General features: G+C 52.9%; 14 protein-coding genes. 3 read left to right on the forward strand and 11 right to left on the reverse strand.

The genetic code is table 11. The annotated features are described in order from the left end of the window. The first annotated feature begins 82 nt into the window (after positions 1-82). Positions 83-1,219 (forward strand): coiled-coil domain-containing protein, encoded by a 1,137-nt coding sequence (locus ACFSX3_RS19895; protein ID WP_209987938.1) that lies wholly within the window; start codon positions 83-85, stop codon positions 1,217-1,219. Here ACFSX3_RS19895 and ACFSX3_RS19900 read toward each other — a convergent pair. Together ACFSX3_RS19900 and ACFSX3_RS19905 are read right to left on the reverse strand one after the other, a co-directional pair. After that, positions 1,211-2,443, reverse strand: a complete 1,233-nt coding sequence (locus tag ACFSX3_RS19900) for an extracellular solute-binding protein (protein WP_209987935.1) — start codon at positions 2,441-2,443, stop codon at positions 1,211-1,213. The two genes, ACFSX3_RS19895 and ACFSX3_RS19900, sit on opposite strands and share 9 nt — an antisense overlap. Before the next feature lie 409 nt (positions 2,444-2,852). Further along, positions 2,853-4,184, reverse strand: a complete 1,332-nt coding sequence (locus ACFSX3_RS19905; RefSeq protein ID WP_036724299.1) for a PhoH family protein — start codon at positions 4,182-4,184, stop codon at positions 2,853-2,855. 106 nt (positions 4,185-4,290) lie between these two features. On the opposite strand from ACFSX3_RS19905, the gene ACFSX3_RS19910 reads away from it, so the two are divergent. Then, positions 4,291-4,866, forward strand: a complete 576-nt coding sequence (locus ACFSX3_RS19910; protein ID WP_209987933.1) for a YhcN/YlaJ family sporulation lipoprotein — start codon at positions 4,291-4,293, stop codon at positions 4,864-4,866. A 32-nt stretch (positions 4,867-4,898) separates the two neighbouring features. On the opposite strand, the gene ACFSX3_RS19915 is transcribed toward ACFSX3_RS19910, so the two are convergent. The 6 genes from ACFSX3_RS19915 to ACFSX3_RS19940 form a co-directional block, all read right to left on the reverse strand. Continuing rightward, positions 4,899-5,351: a PNPOx family protein gene (locus tag ACFSX3_RS19915; protein WP_036690242.1), complete on the reverse strand. Its 453-nt coding sequence runs from the start codon at positions 5,349-5,351 to the stop codon at positions 4,899-4,901. Positions 5,352-5,452: 101 nt separating this feature from the next. Next, on the reverse strand, positions 5,453-6,556 hold the full coding sequence (locus ACFSX3_RS19920) for an LCP family protein (protein WP_209987930.1): 1,104 nt from the start codon (positions 6,554-6,556) through the stop codon (positions 5,453-5,455). An 87-nt stretch (positions 6,557-6,643) separates the two neighbouring features. Further along, positions 6,644-6,940 carry a YlaH-like family protein gene (locus ACFSX3_RS19925; protein ID WP_209987927.1) on the reverse strand — a complete coding sequence of 99 codons (297 nt, stop codon included), beginning with the start codon at positions 6,938-6,940 and terminating at the stop codon, positions 6,644-6,646. A 155-nt stretch (positions 6,941-7,095) separates the two neighbouring features. Continuing rightward, the gene (gene typA, locus ACFSX3_RS19930) at positions 7,096-8,940 is read right to left on the reverse strand and encodes a translational GTPase TypA (protein ID WP_209987924.1); all 1,845 of its coding nucleotides are present in this window, start codon (positions 8,938-8,940) and stop codon (positions 7,096-7,098) included. Positions 8,941-9,161: 221 nt separating this feature from the next. After that, positions 9,162-9,674, reverse strand: a complete 513-nt coding sequence (locus ACFSX3_RS19935) for a hypothetical protein (protein ID WP_209987920.1) — start codon at positions 9,672-9,674, stop codon at positions 9,162-9,164. A gap of 213 nt (positions 9,675-9,887) precedes the next feature. Beyond that, positions 9,888-10,547, reverse strand: coding sequence for a TerC family protein (locus ACFSX3_RS19940; RefSeq protein ID WP_209987918.1), 660 nt, complete (start codon positions 10,545-10,547; stop codon positions 9,888-9,890). Between the two features lie 182 nt (positions 10,548-10,729). On the opposite strand from ACFSX3_RS19940, the gene ACFSX3_RS19945 reads away from it, so the two are divergent. Then, positions 10,730-11,419 carry a TerC family protein gene (locus ACFSX3_RS19945; RefSeq protein ID WP_209987915.1) on the forward strand — a complete coding sequence of 230 codons (690 nt, stop codon included), beginning with the start codon at positions 10,730-10,732 and terminating at the stop codon, positions 11,417-11,419. Here the strand turns inward: ACFSX3_RS19945 and thiI are convergent. From thiI to ACFSX3_RS19960, 3 genes are all read right to left on the reverse strand, one after another. Then, entirely contained in the window at positions 11,401-12,642 is a 1,242-nt protein-coding gene (gene thiI, locus ACFSX3_RS19950) for a tRNA uracil 4-sulfurtransferase ThiI (RefSeq protein WP_209988497.1), read from the reverse strand. The genes ACFSX3_RS19945 and thiI overlap by 19 nt on opposite strands. A gap of 63 nt (positions 12,643-12,705) precedes the next feature. Beyond that, the gene (locus ACFSX3_RS19955) at positions 12,706-13,857 is read right to left on the reverse strand and encodes a cysteine desulfurase family protein (protein WP_209987913.1); all 1,152 of its coding nucleotides are present in this window, start codon (positions 13,855-13,857) and stop codon (positions 12,706-12,708) included. Between the two features lie 116 nt (positions 13,858-13,973). Beyond that, positions 13,974-14,684 carry a lytic transglycosylase domain-containing protein gene (locus ACFSX3_RS19960; protein ID WP_209987910.1) on the reverse strand — a complete coding sequence of 237 codons (711 nt, stop codon included), beginning with the start codon at positions 14,682-14,684 and terminating at the stop codon, positions 13,974-13,976. Positions 14,685-14,768 lie beyond the last annotated feature (84 nt).

Raw genomic sequence — 14,768 nt, forward strand, 5'->3', positions numbered from 1 at the left:
CAAAACAGGGTATGATATTTTAACAGGCCGAAACATATAAATAGTACATACCTGTCTAACTCTGTTCAAGGTGGTGGTGCAAGTGGTATCCCGTAATACTGTTCGCCGGTTATTCGCAGCAATGGTCGTCCTCACCTGCATCGCTATGCCGCCGGCTTCTCCGGTCTATCTGTCCGCCGGTTCCGGCTTCACTTCTGGAGTCAGCGCTTCGCCGCCCTCCATGCCAGACAATGAAGAGACCCGCAAACTGCTGGAGCAGACGTTGTCCTCCGCAGAGATTGAACGCGAGATTGCCCGGATTACTGCAGAACAACAGACGCTGGAGCGCAAAGCCGCTGTGCTCGAGCAGGAGGCTGACGCCAAGCAGAGTAGTATCACGGATCAGCAGGAACGGGCGGGCGCCGTTGTTCGGGCCTATTATATGGGAGAACGGGATGGACTTCTTACAGCATTCCTCTCCGCCAAAAGTATCAGCAGACTGTTCGCACTATTCGATTATTATGAGATTATTATGGGGCAGGACCGGAGAACGCTTACGGAGTATGAATCGCAGTATAAGGATTTGAAAAGCACGCTCACGGCCGCCCGGCGCAGCAGTCAGGAGCTGGCAGAGCTCAAAACAGCGCTTGAAGAGCAGCAGAAGCGTGTACTTGCCTTGAATAAAGAAATTGAAGGCGGGATTAAGGCTAGTACAGATCCTGAGAGCATGGAACGGCTGCTGGAGGAGTTCAGCAAATATTGGGAGAATATCGGACTGCATGAGGTGCAAAAGTATTTCAAAGCGCTGGCTTCAGCCATGAAGCATCTGCCGGAGTTCGTCCAGAACCGGGACGGCGTGCTGGTGCGCAAGGGGATGACCTATAATCTGGCGCTTTCGGAAAAGGATCTGAATGAGTTCCTGGTTTCCCAGAACCCGCTGTTCCAGGATTTCCGGTTTGCGTTCAAGGACAATTCAATCTCGGCAACAGGTAAAAGCGGGGGCTTATCGCTTTCGCTAACCGGCCGCTATGCCATACAGCAGGAGCCGGTCAACGGCTTGATGTTCCATGTTGATCATGTGGTGTTCAATGGGCTGGAGCTGCCGGATACCACCCGTCAGGCACTGGAGGAAGAATTCGATCTCGGCTTCTACCCTTCCAAGATCGTCTCCTTCCTGCAGGCCACCGAGGTCGCAAGCTCGGACGGCATCCTGCGTGTGAAGCTATCGCTCTCATTCTAAAGGAGGCTTTACCACTGCTTCATAAGCGGCAGCATTCAGCTTGCCGGTTAACAAACCAAGCGCTGCCTCCGCTTTCCGGTTCCACTCCGCCTCAGAGCCGGAAAGGGGGGTGTTATCCTCTGCAAGGAACCATCCGGCATCCATGGGCAGCTTCCCGATCTTCGGCTGGTCTGAGCGGTATAGCTCATCCAGTGCAGGCAGACGGTCTGTGTTCTCCAGCCATTCCTGCTGAGCCGAGCTTGAAGTGACATAAGCGAGCCATCTGACCGCCGCTTCCGGACTGCCCGATTGTGCAGGAAGGGCAAAAAAACGGCTGTTAATCACCTCATAGTTTGGTACGCCCTCCTGCTTCTTCGGCATCTGCACCGCCAGTGTTGAATTTCCGTGCTTTTTCCACTCCGAGAGCGGCACGGCCGCCACCGCAAGCTTCCCCTCCTGCAGCAGCTCCCAGATCTCCTTATTGAACTGGCTGGTCAGATACAAATAACTACTCGCCGCTTCTGTCCACCGGGCCTGCTCAAGGCTGACGGAGCGCAGACTGCTGCCCATGCTATGCAGCACAGCGGCATACCCGTATGGATTCCGCGTATCCATTGCCAGCAGATACCGGTTCTTCTCCGGTTCCTGCTTCAGCCGGACAAGCAGCTCATTCCACTGCTCCAGACTTGCCGGCACCTCCGCAAAGCCTAATCCAGCAAGCCGTTCAGGTGAATACACCAGAACGTATGGATCGATATCCAGCGGCACTCCCCAGTTATATCCGTTCCATTGCATCTGCGGAATAAGCATCGTTAGCGGGGTGCTCCCGGGAACACTCTGGTAGATATCTACAGGCAATAGATAGCCCCGGGTCGCCAGATCATAGATGCTGTGACCGTCCAACATCACAATATCCGGGCTTGTCCCGACGGTTAACTCCTTCCGAACCTGTGCTCCCCCGTCTTCCGCTTCTACATTCTTAAGGATCACACTGGCTCCGCTGGATAAGGAATACTCCTTACTGATCTGCTCCAGGACGCTGAATTCCTCCGTACTGAGCGAGACGCGGATCTGGAGGCTTTCGACTTCCCCTGCTTCCCCTGAAGGAGGACGCTCTGATTGGTCCAGCGGCTGTCTGGGCGGATAGCTTCCATGATCCGTATTCAGTTCCATGCTGGGTGACAGGCTTGTCAGCGCCAGCAGCAGAACTGCAAACAGCAGCCAGTAATTTTTGCGTTTCAGCACATGCACTCTCTCCTTCAGCGTTTCTTATTCCTCATTTTAGCAGAGATGCGGGCGCTTGTCTTGGGTTGTGAAACCGTTCTCTTTATATAGAAGGAAACGGCGGGATGGAAGTGTCTGAGGAGCCTGGTCGCAAATTAGGCGGTAGTCGCACCTGCGGTGAATATTTGGCCTTCCGGCCGCTGTTGTCCCCAGATTTCCTGAATTGTACCGCTGTGCGCAGTTGAAATCCGGAGACAAAGGCGGACGCTACCGCTCCTACAGCTCCAAAATTCCCCTCCGGTGCTATCGCCTTGTTGCTCCAGCTAATCCCAGCCAAATCCCCTCCCGCCGCTTCCGGGGGCGGCAGGCAAAAAGCCGGGAGTGGTTATCTCCCGGCTGGAATAGGGTTTGTTCGGTGTTGTTTAGCAGACTACAGCAAATCGGCAGCCAGCTGCGCCAGATGCGAACGCTCGCCCTTTTCAAGCGTGATATGTCCGCTAATGCCCTGTTGCTTGAACTTCTCAACAATATAACTGAGGCCGTTGCTCGCCGCATCCAGATAAGGGTGGTCAATTTGCTCGGGGTCACCCATCAGGATCACCTTACTACCCTCGCCGGCCCGGGAGACAATCGTCTTCACTTCGTGGCGGGACAGGTTCTGCGCCTCATCAATGATAATGAACTGCGACGGGATGGAACGGCCGCGGATATAGGTCAGCGCCTCTACCTGGATACTTCCCAGCCCCATCAATATTTTATCGATATCCCCTGCCTTCTTGGTGTCGAACAAGAATTCCAGGTTATCGTAAATCGGCTGCATCCATGGACGAAGCTTCTCATCCTTCTCTCCCGGCAGATAGCCGATATCCTTACCCATCGGTACGACCGGGCGGGCAATCAGCAGCTTCTTGTATTTGTGTTCATCCTCTACCTTGAACAATCCGGCGGCCAGCGCCAGCAGCGTCTTGCCTGTTCCTGCCTTGCCTGTGATGGTCACCAGCGGAATATCATCATTCAGCAGAAGCTCAAGCGCCATCCGCTGCTGCGCATTCCGGGCGCTAATGCCCCATACCGCATCATTGCCCAGATAGAGCGGCTCCAGACGTGAGGCATCGCTGTTGACCTTCAGCAGCGCTGATTTGCCGCTGCCGATCTCATCCTTCAGAATGACGAATTCATGCGGATACAGCGGATAGGAAAGCGCCAGCTGCTTCGTGGGCAGGAACCGGTGACTGTAATATTCATCAATCAGTGAAGGATGGGCCATCAGCGACTGGCAGCCGGAGTAGAGCTCATTCAGATCACCGGTGCGGTCGGACAGATAATCCTCCGGGGTTATGCCAAGCACATCCGCTTTGATGCGGACGAGAACATCTTTACTTACAAGTACCACGGGACTCGGGTCAGCCTTCTCGTTCTCCTCATGGAGATAATTGAGCGCTACAGCCAATATCCGGTTGTCATTCGAGACTTCGCCGAACATCTCCTGTACCTTGACGAAGCTGCGGTGGTTAAGCTCCACCTTCAGCGTACCTCCGTGGTCCAGTACCACTCCGCTATGCAGGTGGCCCAGCTCCCGGAGTCCGTCTAACAGACGCGATACGGTGCGGGCGTTGCGGCCGATTTCATCGGCATTACGCTTCTTGGAGTCGATTTCTTCCAGGACTACAGCAGGAATGACCACCTCATTCGCCTTGAAAGCAAAAATCGAATTGGGGTCGTGCAACAGCACGTTAGTGTCCAGTACGAATATCTTTTTCATGTTATCCCCTCCACAGCGCCTGGTTTGATTGATCATACATAACTCTTTTCAGCAAGGGCAAGATAAGGTAAATCACTAATTCTTAGGCTGAAAGGAGTACGCACATATGAGAAAATCAATGTGTCTGTTGCTGGTACTGCTGCTGCTGACAAGCTGCGGTATCGCTAATAAAGAGACATCACCCTCTCCTCAGGATAAACAGTCGGCTGAAGCGGTACACAGTCAGGGGAACCGCGGAGTGCGGACACTGTCGGAAGATGGTACAGCCGTCCAGGAGCCTACCCCGGATTCGGGACAACCTTCAGAAGGCAAGCACGACAGCGATGTTGCACTTAAGGATCATTTTGAACAATTAGCGCGAAGAGTCCCCGGTGTGGAAGGCGTCCACTGCGTCGTTATGAACAACGTTGCCGTGGTCGGCATTGATGTAGACGGCGCCCTTACCCGTTCGCGGGTCGGAAGCGTAAAATATTCGGTAGCTGAAGCGATCCGCAAGGACCCCAAGGGTATAAGAGTACTGGTTACTGCCGACATGGACCTCAGCAGCAGACTGGCCGAGATGGGCAAGCATATCGCCAAGGGGAACCCGGTCTCCGGATTCGCCTCCGAGATGGCCGACATTATCGGCCGGATCATTCCACAGCTGCCCGAGGATATAGAACCGCAAGGCAATACAAGGTAAGCTGATTTCAAAAAAAGCCTAGTGATAGCACACTAGGCTTTTTGCATGGCGGCAAACACTTGACCGTCCAGCTTCTCAGCCGCACGTGCATCGTATACCTTCGCATATTTCGGAGCAGATTCCAGGTGCGCACCGTAGAACAGCGCATTGCGGACTGCTTCAATCTCAATATCAAAACAGCACATCTTGAACGGAACATCCGGCAACGGGTCCAGCCGAACCGCAGCATGACCGTTAATGGCATGCACCGTCCCTTCGCCAAATACCGTAATCGTTACCCTCGGGTTAACCTTCATGTTGTTCACCAGTCTGGAGCGGTGGTCCACAGCAAGGCGGACGATAGAAGGGCTCACAGCATAGATCCAGGAGATCGCAGTCGACGTAGGACCGCCGGATTCTGCATCCACAGTGTTAAGTAGAACAAACGTCTCCGATTGCAGCATAGCTAGCAGAGTTTCATTGAGCTGAGCAACGGCTTCTGACATAGTTACAGGCCCCCTATGCGGCAAGAATGCATTCAATTTATTATATTATAGCACAGGACGAAACTTGCATTCAATTTGCAGATTGTACCCAAAAAGCTTGCTCAAGGCTGGCCTGAGACCACGGCAGCTGAAGCACCGGATATCCGGTCCTGGAGGCTTTTTTTGGCTGCGTCCAGCTCCTTATCGTTAATATATACATAGGGACTGCGCCAGGTTCCGGTTACCGGTACATATTCAACATTCTCCTTGGAAATATCCCAATAGGTAGCGATTAAGCTTTTGATCTGCGCATTCTCAATATCACTCTCCAGATTACTGTCCACTGCATCCAGCACCCGGCCGATTTTGAGGACCCCGCCCAGCGACTGCATTTGTGAGATCAATGAAGTCAGCACTTCATTTTGGCGCTTGTTGCGCTCGAAATCATCCGAAGGCTTCGTAGCCGGCTTGCAGTTGGACTTGCGGTAACGCACATAATCCAGCGCTTTATCTCCGTTTAGCTTGGCCTCGCCTTTTTTGAGATTAATATCGGTGCCATCCACACTGTCTGTGTAACACATATTCGCACTGATATTAACGTCTACGCCCCCGAACTCATCGACAATATCCCGGAAGCCCTGGAAATCCAGCACGGTAGTATAATCGACCTTAATGTCCAGATATTTGCTCATCATCTTCTTCATCTCATCCTCAGCCAGAGTCCCGGAGGTCTTCTCCTTGCTCTTGAAGCGGGAGTAGAAGGCATTGATCTTCGTCTTCTTGTATCCGCTAAGCTCAACATATGTATCGCGGGGCAATGAGATTACCGTTGCCGATTTCGTCTCCGGGTTCAAGGCCGCGACCATGATCACATCTGTCAGGTTGGACGGGTGCTTAGGACGGTTGTCCGTACCGAGCAGCAGCATCGTCAGCGGCTTCTCAGAGGCGGATTGTCCTGCCGCAACCGGCTGGTCCACTCCGAATCCTCCCTGGTCAACCTTCCAGTACAAATACCCTGCGTAGCCTAATGCCGCTATCACGGCGATCAGGAGAATGACGAGCATCACTCTCATCAGCCGGGCGAAGAATCCGCGCTTTTTGGCCTTTCGCGGCTTTTTCTTTGCGGTTGTGGTTGAAGCAGCAGATTTGGGCTGCTGCCGGTTAGAGGTGGTGCTTCCTTGCTGGCCGTTCCTTCTGGGTGGCAGATTGCCCTTGCTTGTATTCATAATCCATTTAGTTCCTTTTCATTCAACTGGAATAGAAGTAGATAACTTCGTAATAACTTAGACGAAGCCGGTCATCAAAAGTTGCGCTCACTGCCGTTTTGCAGCCGCTGCAGCCTTCCGCTTCTGCCGGGCCTCCACCAGGTAGCGGACCCGCACAAGCAGCATCAGTCCGACCGCTACCAGCAGGCACTGGATGATCGGCAGCTTGTCGTGCTGGAAGATAAGGAGCATACCCGAGCCTGCCGCCATCATCAGATAGAGCACGATCTCTTTGCCAATCGGCAGCTTCTGGTTGACGCGAAATACTTGGTTATACACATAGGTCAGTAATACAAAAATGACAATATAAGCGATAACTGGATGCTCAGCGAACCAGCTTTGCATAGCCCGTCACTCCTCCCGGATAATAAGTTACGCTTACATTATATCACCCGCAGCTGTTTTGTACTGCTATTAATCCCTGCAATTTGAAAGATCCCTTGCCGGTAAAACAATAAAAGCCGCCGGATTATTCATCCGGCGGCTTCATTGTCATCCGCTTACGCTTGACTGGCTTGCGCCGCCTTACGCTGCTTCTCTACACGCTCGCGCTCGCCCTTATTCAGGATCTTTTTGCGCAGACGTACAGATTTAGGAGTGATTTCACAATATTCATCATCATTCAAATATTCAAGCGCGCCTTCCAAAGAGAAGGTACGTGGTGTCTTCATTTTTACAGTATCATCTTTGCCGGAGGTACGCATGTTGGTAAGTGCTTTTTCTCTGCAAATGTTAACGATAATATCGTTATCACGAGTATGCTCGCCTACAATCATACCTTCATAAATTTCAGTACCTGCATCCAGGAAGAGAATACCACGATCCTCAACACCCACGATTCCATATTGGGTTGTTGTTCCACTTTCACTGGCTACAAGCACGCCTTGATGACGTCCGCCAACTTGGCCGCCAAGCAGTGGAGCATAGCTATCGAAGGCATGGTTCATTACACCGTAGCCGCGTGTCAGCGTCAGGAAATGTGTGTTGTAGCCAATGAGGCCGCGTGCCGGAATCAGGAATTCCAGACGGACTTGGCCGGTGCCGTGGTTGATCATGTTAACCATCTCGGCTTTACGGCTGCCCAGACTTTCCATAACTGAACCCATGCTATCTTCTGGAATGTCAATCATGAGGCGCTCAAGCGGCTCAGATCTAACACCATCGATGTCTTTAATGATTACTTGTGGTTTAGACACTTGCATTTCATAACCTTCACGACGCATATTCTCGATCAGAATACCAAGGTGAAGCTCGCCGCGTCCAGAAACGATAAACGCATCAGGACTGTCTGTTTCATCCACACGCAAGCTCACATCGGTTTCCAGTTCTTTGAACAGACGCTCACGAAGCTTACGGGAAGTTACCCATTTACCTTCTTTACCAGCAAAAGGACTGTTATTTACAAGGAAAGTCATTTGCATAGTTGGCTCGTCAATCTTAAGAACAGGCAGTGCTTCCGGATTTGCCGGATCAGCAATGGTCTCACCAATGTTGATGTCCTTGATCCCTGCGATAGCAACGATATCCCCTGCGCCCGCTGATTCTGTTTCAATACGTTTTAGTCCTTGGAAGCCAAACAGCTTCTCAATACGCGCAGTTTTGCTCTTACCGTCACGCATAATAACTGTTACTGACTGACCTTGCTTGATCACACCGCGGTTAACACGGCCAATCGCGATACGGCCTAAATATTCATTGTAATCCATCAAAGTCACTAGGAATTGAAGCGGATCTTCTACACTTTCAGTTGGAGCCGGGATATGCTCAACGATGGTTTCGTACAGAGAAAGCATTGTCTCATCTTGCTTCTCAGGCACCATGCTTGATGTTCCGTTAAGAGCTGACGCATACACAACCGGGAACTCCAATTGCTCATCACTGGCTTCAAGCTCGATGAACAAATCAAGTACTTCATCAATAACTTCCTTCGGACGAGCAGCCGGACGGTCAATCTTGTTAACGACAACGATTGGAGTAAGTCTTTGTTCCAAGGCTTTACGCAGAACGAATTTCGTTTGCGGCATGCAGCCTTCATAAGCGTCAACAACGAGCAATACGCCGTCAACCATCTTCATGATCCGTTCTACTTCGCCGCCGAAGTCAGCGTGTCCAGGTGTATCTACGATGTTAATCAGGAACTCTTTATAAGTGATTGCTGTATTTTTAGCTAGGATTGTAATTCCACGTTCCCGTTCGATATCGTTAGAGTCCATAGCACGTTCTTGAACGTGCTCGTGCGCGCTGAAAATCCCGGACTGTTGAAGAAGCTGATCGACGAGTGTTGTTTTACCATGGTCAACGTGGGCAATGATCGCAATGTTACGGATATCTTTTCTTGAATGCATGATTTGTATCCAAATCCTCTCATTTATCAAATTAAAAATGTTTAAATTTATAGCATGTCACGGCAGTCTCACAAAAGAAGCGCCTGGCAGAAAGCCGACGCTCCAACATTCCTTAATTTTATAGTGAAAGCACTATGAAAAGCAAGTCTTTTTCTGAAAAAAACGTTACCAAGACCGCTTATTTTTTCTATTTTTGCCTAAAAACTGACTCAGCGGGGGGCTTACCAGCCTCCGGTCCACTTATTACGGCTTCCGGGTCTGCCTCTTCCCAGCATCAGCCACAGGCCCGCAGCCACCAGAACAGCACCAAGCAGATACAGTGCCCCGGTACCCAGCAGGGTGAATATAACCAGCACTATGCTAAGCAATCCAAGAATAACAGCGGCGGTGGTTAAGCCTCCGGTTCTGCCTGAAGCATACAGCGAATATTCGTACAGTCCCACTGCGATCCCCAGCAGAAGAACAGGCCATAAGTGTCTCATGAGGTCCCAGCCCCAGGTGTTGCATAAGCCGAAGAGCAAGCCGTACACCGATAGTATGCCCGCAGGAATGAGTACAGATGCAGAAGCGCGGCGGGTGAAAAAGAGCACATGCAGGAACAGGCCCGGAACCAGAATGATGAGCGGCCATAAGGCCCGTCCCAGAAAACCGAACACCCCCAGCTTGCCCAGCAGGATCACAAGGCCGGCGGCGGCGATGAACACACCCAGTTTCATGTCATTTTTGGAAGACATCTTTCACCTATCCCTTCAAAATTTCGTGTCTTTTCACCAGTCCTTGCCCCTTCAGCAGACAAATCCGGCGACAGGTTTCCCTTTATTTTATCTGATAAACGCATAAAACACCATCATTCTTCAGCGCACCCTCCTGAGGGCATTCTCTGGAAAAAGAAATAAGGCTGCACCAAAGCCTTCCAGCTTTTGGTACAGCCTTATTATTGCCGGTTATCAGCCTGCGGATACTTTCCTGCGCTTCAGCATGCCTGTAACAACCACGATAATTCCCAGCAGCATCGGCAGCATAGCATGAAGCGTTGGCAGCAGGAAAGAAATCACCGGTCCGAATTTGGCATCCTGCAGCAGCATGTTCCCGGCAGTATACGCCAGAATATAGGCGCCGATGAAGACCAGCACCGGGAAGCGGTGCAGCCAGCCCACGATAATGCCGCTCCCCCAGACCACAATCGGAATGCTGATGGCAATCCCGATCACGATCAGCGCCAGATCCCCCTTGGCAAGCCCGGCAATCGCCAGCACATTATCCAGACTCATGATGAAATCCGCGAGCAGTATGGTGCGCACCGACTTCCAGACACTGGGGCTTCCCTCGATTCTAAGCTCATCCTCGTCCTCCAGCAGCAGCTTGAAGGAAATCCAGAGCAGCAGCATGGCCCCTCCGGCTTCAATATAGGGAATCTTGAGCAGCAGCACTGCGGCGAAGGTCAGGATACAGCGCAGCAAGACCGCTCCGGCGGCGCCCCACCAGACGGCCAGCTTCCTGTGCTTCTCCGGCAGATTCTTGCTGGCCATTGCAATGACCATAGCGTTGTCTCCGCTGAGCACCAGATTAATCATTAGAATTTCACCAAGCAGCAATAATGAATCCATCCACCTCAGCCTCCCTGAACTCCATGTATCTACATGTATGCCTCAGGGCGACAAGCTATGCTTCTTGTCCCGCTATTTTGGAAACTGCGCATGTAAGGCCAGAATGCTGCGTATATCTATAGTCTCCGGCTGACTGCCTGCCGAGGGGGAGCAAGCTACCAAACCTATAGGAGTGACCCGGGATGAATACATCCGCTGTGGATTTCATATTATCTCTGCTGAATATCGTGTTCCTTGATCTTATTCTGGCAGGCGACAATGCCATTGTCATCGGCCTGGCTGCGCGCAATCTGCAGGGAAGCCGGCAGAAGCAAGCGATTCTGCTCGGCACAGGCGGTGCGGTCATCCTGCGGATTATCGCCACCATTCTTGTAGTATGGCTGCTTAAGATTCCATGGCTGCTGGCAATCGGCGGACTGCTGCTGATCCTTATAGCCTTCAGGCTGCTGTCCGGCAGCAGCGAGGATGCGGATATTCACGCAGGAGGCACCCTGTGGGCGGCTGTGCGAACGATTGTGATAGCCGATGCGGCCATGGGACTGGACAATGTCATTGCCATTGCCGGTGCAGCCAATCATAATATTACGCTTGTTGTGCTCGGGCTGCTGATCAGTGTGCCCATTGTGGTCTGGGGCAGCACGCTGTTTATCCGGTTGATCAACAGGTACCCGTGGATTATCTATATCGGCTCAGGCGTGCTTGGCTTCACAGCCTCCACCATGATTGCCAGCGAGAAGCTCATTGCCCCTTACTTCAAGGCACATCCGCTGCTTCACATTGTATTCATCGCCGCAGTGATTGCCGGTATCCTGGCTGCGGGGCACTGGAAGCGCCGCCGGACACACCCCGCTGTTCAGAACCACTCTTCCTGAAGGCCTGCCTGCGCCGGTACTAAGTCCTCTGGTTTCTCATTGCCATAAGGTGTAATGAGTACGGTCTCGGTGCCGGCAACCGCAGTATCGAGTAAGGCCTGATAACCGGGCAGCGTTGCTTCAATCTTGTCTACAATCCGCATATTCGGATTCGTCGTCGGTGATTTAGGCACGAACAGTGTACAGCAATCCTCATAAGGCAGAATGGACAAGTCATACGTACCGATTCTCCGGGAGAGCTCCACAATCTCACTCTTGTCCATCATCACCAGCGGACGCAGCAGTGGCAGGCTTGTCGCGCGCCCGATCACATTCATGCTGGGCAAGGTCTGGCTGGCCACCTGGCCCAGACTGTCGCCGGTAATCAGCGCAAGCGCCCCCTCCTTCTCAGCAAGGCCGGTAGCGATCCGCAGCATGGCCCGTCGCATCAGCGTAATAATCAGATTGTCCTGTCCGATCCCGGTAAAAGAGGTCTGCACCTCCGTGAACGGAACCAGGTGCAGCTTGATCACCCCGGCATAACGCGACAGGACGCGCGTCAAATCTACAACCTTCTGCCGGGCAAGCTCGCTGGTATAAGGATAGCTATAAAAGTGTACACACTCTACCTCCAGCCCCCTGCGCATGGATGACCAGCCCGCAACCGGACTGTCGATGCCGCCGGAGAGCAGCAGCATGGCCTTGCCGTTAGTTCCCAGCGGAAACCCGCCGACACCGGCAATATTCTCACAGAAAATAAGAGTATGCTCTTCGCGAATCTCAATCCTCAGCTCCAGATCGGGAGACTTCACATCTACCAGCAGCCCCGGATAACCCTGCAGCAGCGGTGTAGCTATAAGCTTATTCATCTCTATAGAGCCGTAAGGGAAGCCCTTCCACACCCGGCGCGCGCTAACCTTGAAGCTGGTTCCCGCCGCCGGAGCTATAAGGTGGAGGAAGGTCCGGCTGGCCGCAAGAATATCCTCGAATTCCGGCCGGGAGACCTTCACCGGGCTAATCGAAGCGATTCCGAACACTTTTGCGAGCGCATCCGTTAATTCTCCTGCCGGTTCACCGTTCAGCTCCACATAGATCCGCCCGAATTCCCGGGTCAGCTTCACGTTAGGATACGGCTTCACCATCTCCTTCACATGGCGCAGTACGGTCTTCTCGAACCGGCTGCGGTTCTTTCCTTTCAGAATGAACTCCCCAAAGCGCAGCAGGAGCATATCCGCATAGTCCATGCTGCTTCCGTATCCGGCATTCGGTACTCCGGTACCTGTTCCTGTCTCTGTTGTTGTCATTGGTTACTTCATGCCTCCTTCTGCAATCTTCAAAGATTGAACGGCTGCCAGCAGCGCCTGCTCCAGCTGGCTGACATCCTGCTCAGTGTGGTTATCGCCGAGGCTGATCCGTATGCCGCCAAGCGCAGCAGCGGTATCCCTGCCCATGGACAGCAGAATCCGGCTCGGCTCGGCCAGACGCGAGGAGCAGGCGGAACGTGTGGCGACCGCCATCCCTAGCTCCTCCAGCCTGCGGGCCAGAACCTCCCCCTTCATGCCGGGGTAAGAGAAGTGGACAATATGCGGTGCCCCGTCCTCTCTGCTATTCAGTACAAGCTCAGGAATTCCTGATATATATTCCTCCAGCTGGGCCTTCAGCGGACGAATCCGGGCAGTGAATTCCTCCCGCCGTTCCCCGCTCATCCGCATAGCCTTGGCTGAAGCTACAATATTCGGCACATTCTCTGTTCCGGCGCGCTTGCCCTGTTCCTGGGAACCACCGGTCAGCAAGGGAAACAGCGTAACCCCTTCTCTAACATAGAGAATCCCTGTCCCGCGCGGACCACGTATTTTATGCGCGGACAGGCTGTACAGATCAGCCTGCCAAGCCTTCAGTGGAGCCTCAAGCTTCCCGTAGCCCTGCACACCATCTACATGGAACAGGGTCCGGCGGTTCGCCGCCTTGACCAGATGTCCGATTTCGCGCAGCGGCTGCACCGTGCCAATCTCATTATTCACATGCATCACACTGACCAGCACCGTATCCGGCCGGACCGCAGCGGCAATCCGCGAGGGTTCAATCACTCCTTGCGGGTCAGGTGCTACGAAGGTTACCTCCCAGCCCAACTGCTGCAGCTGAAGACAGCTCTCGTAGACGGAAGGATGCTCCAGCTCCGTAGTCACAATATGCCGTCCTCTGCTCTGATATTGCAGTGCAGCTCCTTTGACCGCCAGATTGTTGCTCTCGGTAGCTCCCGAGGTAAAAATAATTTCCTGCGGCAACACATCAAGCGCCGCTGCGCACACCTCGCGCGCACGCTTAATCAGCTTGTCCGCCTCTTCTCCCGCCCGGTGCAGGGAAGAGGGGTTGGCGAAGTGCTTCCTCATCACCTGCTCCAGCGTCTGCACAACCTCCTCATAAGGAGGGGCAGCAGCGGCATAATCCCAGTACAGCATATATCGGCGTTCTCCTTTGTTGATCAGAATTCATCCCTGCTTATATCGTGCAAAAAGGATCAAACGGCCTGCACCCGCATAAGCGGCGGGGTGCAAATTCCGTTTGATCCTTTATATTATACCGCGAATTGCGCGCGGGCGCGTTCTATTTTGGCAATGTAGGCCTGAGTCTCCTTCGGAAGCTCGGAGAGGTTCGCCATAAGCTCTGCATCGCTGCTGACTCCAAGCTTATTCACCCGGCCCGGTCCGGCATTATAGGCAGCCAGCGCCATCTTCTCCTGTCCGTCATACCGCTTAAGCTGGTACGAGAGGTATCGTACGCCGCCGTCAATGCTCTGAGCGGGGTCGAAGGGGTCGGAGACACCCAGTCCGTTCGCTGTTCCGTCCATTAACTGCATCAGCCCCTTGGCGCCCGCAGAAGATACAACATTGGGATTGAAGGAGGATTCCGTATCAATGACCGCCTTGATCAGATCAACCGGAACGCCGTATTTCGCGCTGGCGGTCTGAATCAGCTCTTCATAATCCGTCGGCACCGTCTGCGTTATTTCCCCGGAAATGTCTTGATTGGACTCTGCTGCTTCCCCAAGCTGCTGCCACAGCAGATTATCCATAGAAGAAGCACCTGAAAGAGCAACGTATGTGCTTTTATTGCTGCTGTCAGTGGCTTGAGACGTTCCGGCCGCCTGCTGAAGCATCGCAGTGAACGCTGCCGCCGAGGAACCGGTAACTCCATGGGTGGCTTTGTCAACCTCACGTTTCAGGCTTGAGCTTCTTAAGTCTACCCATTTCAACTGACCGCTTGGAGCAGCGGCATTGATTGACATGCTTCCATTCCTTCTTTCACGCTAAGTCTTATATTTGAACTTTACTATTTATTCACAGCAAATACTATATGCCTAAGCGAAAAA

Source organism: Paenibacillus rhizoplanae (genome assembly GCF_042684125.1).
GTDB classification, from domain to species: domain Bacteria; phylum Bacillota; class Bacilli; order Paenibacillales; family Paenibacillaceae; genus Paenibacillus_AQ; species Paenibacillus_AQ rhizoplanae.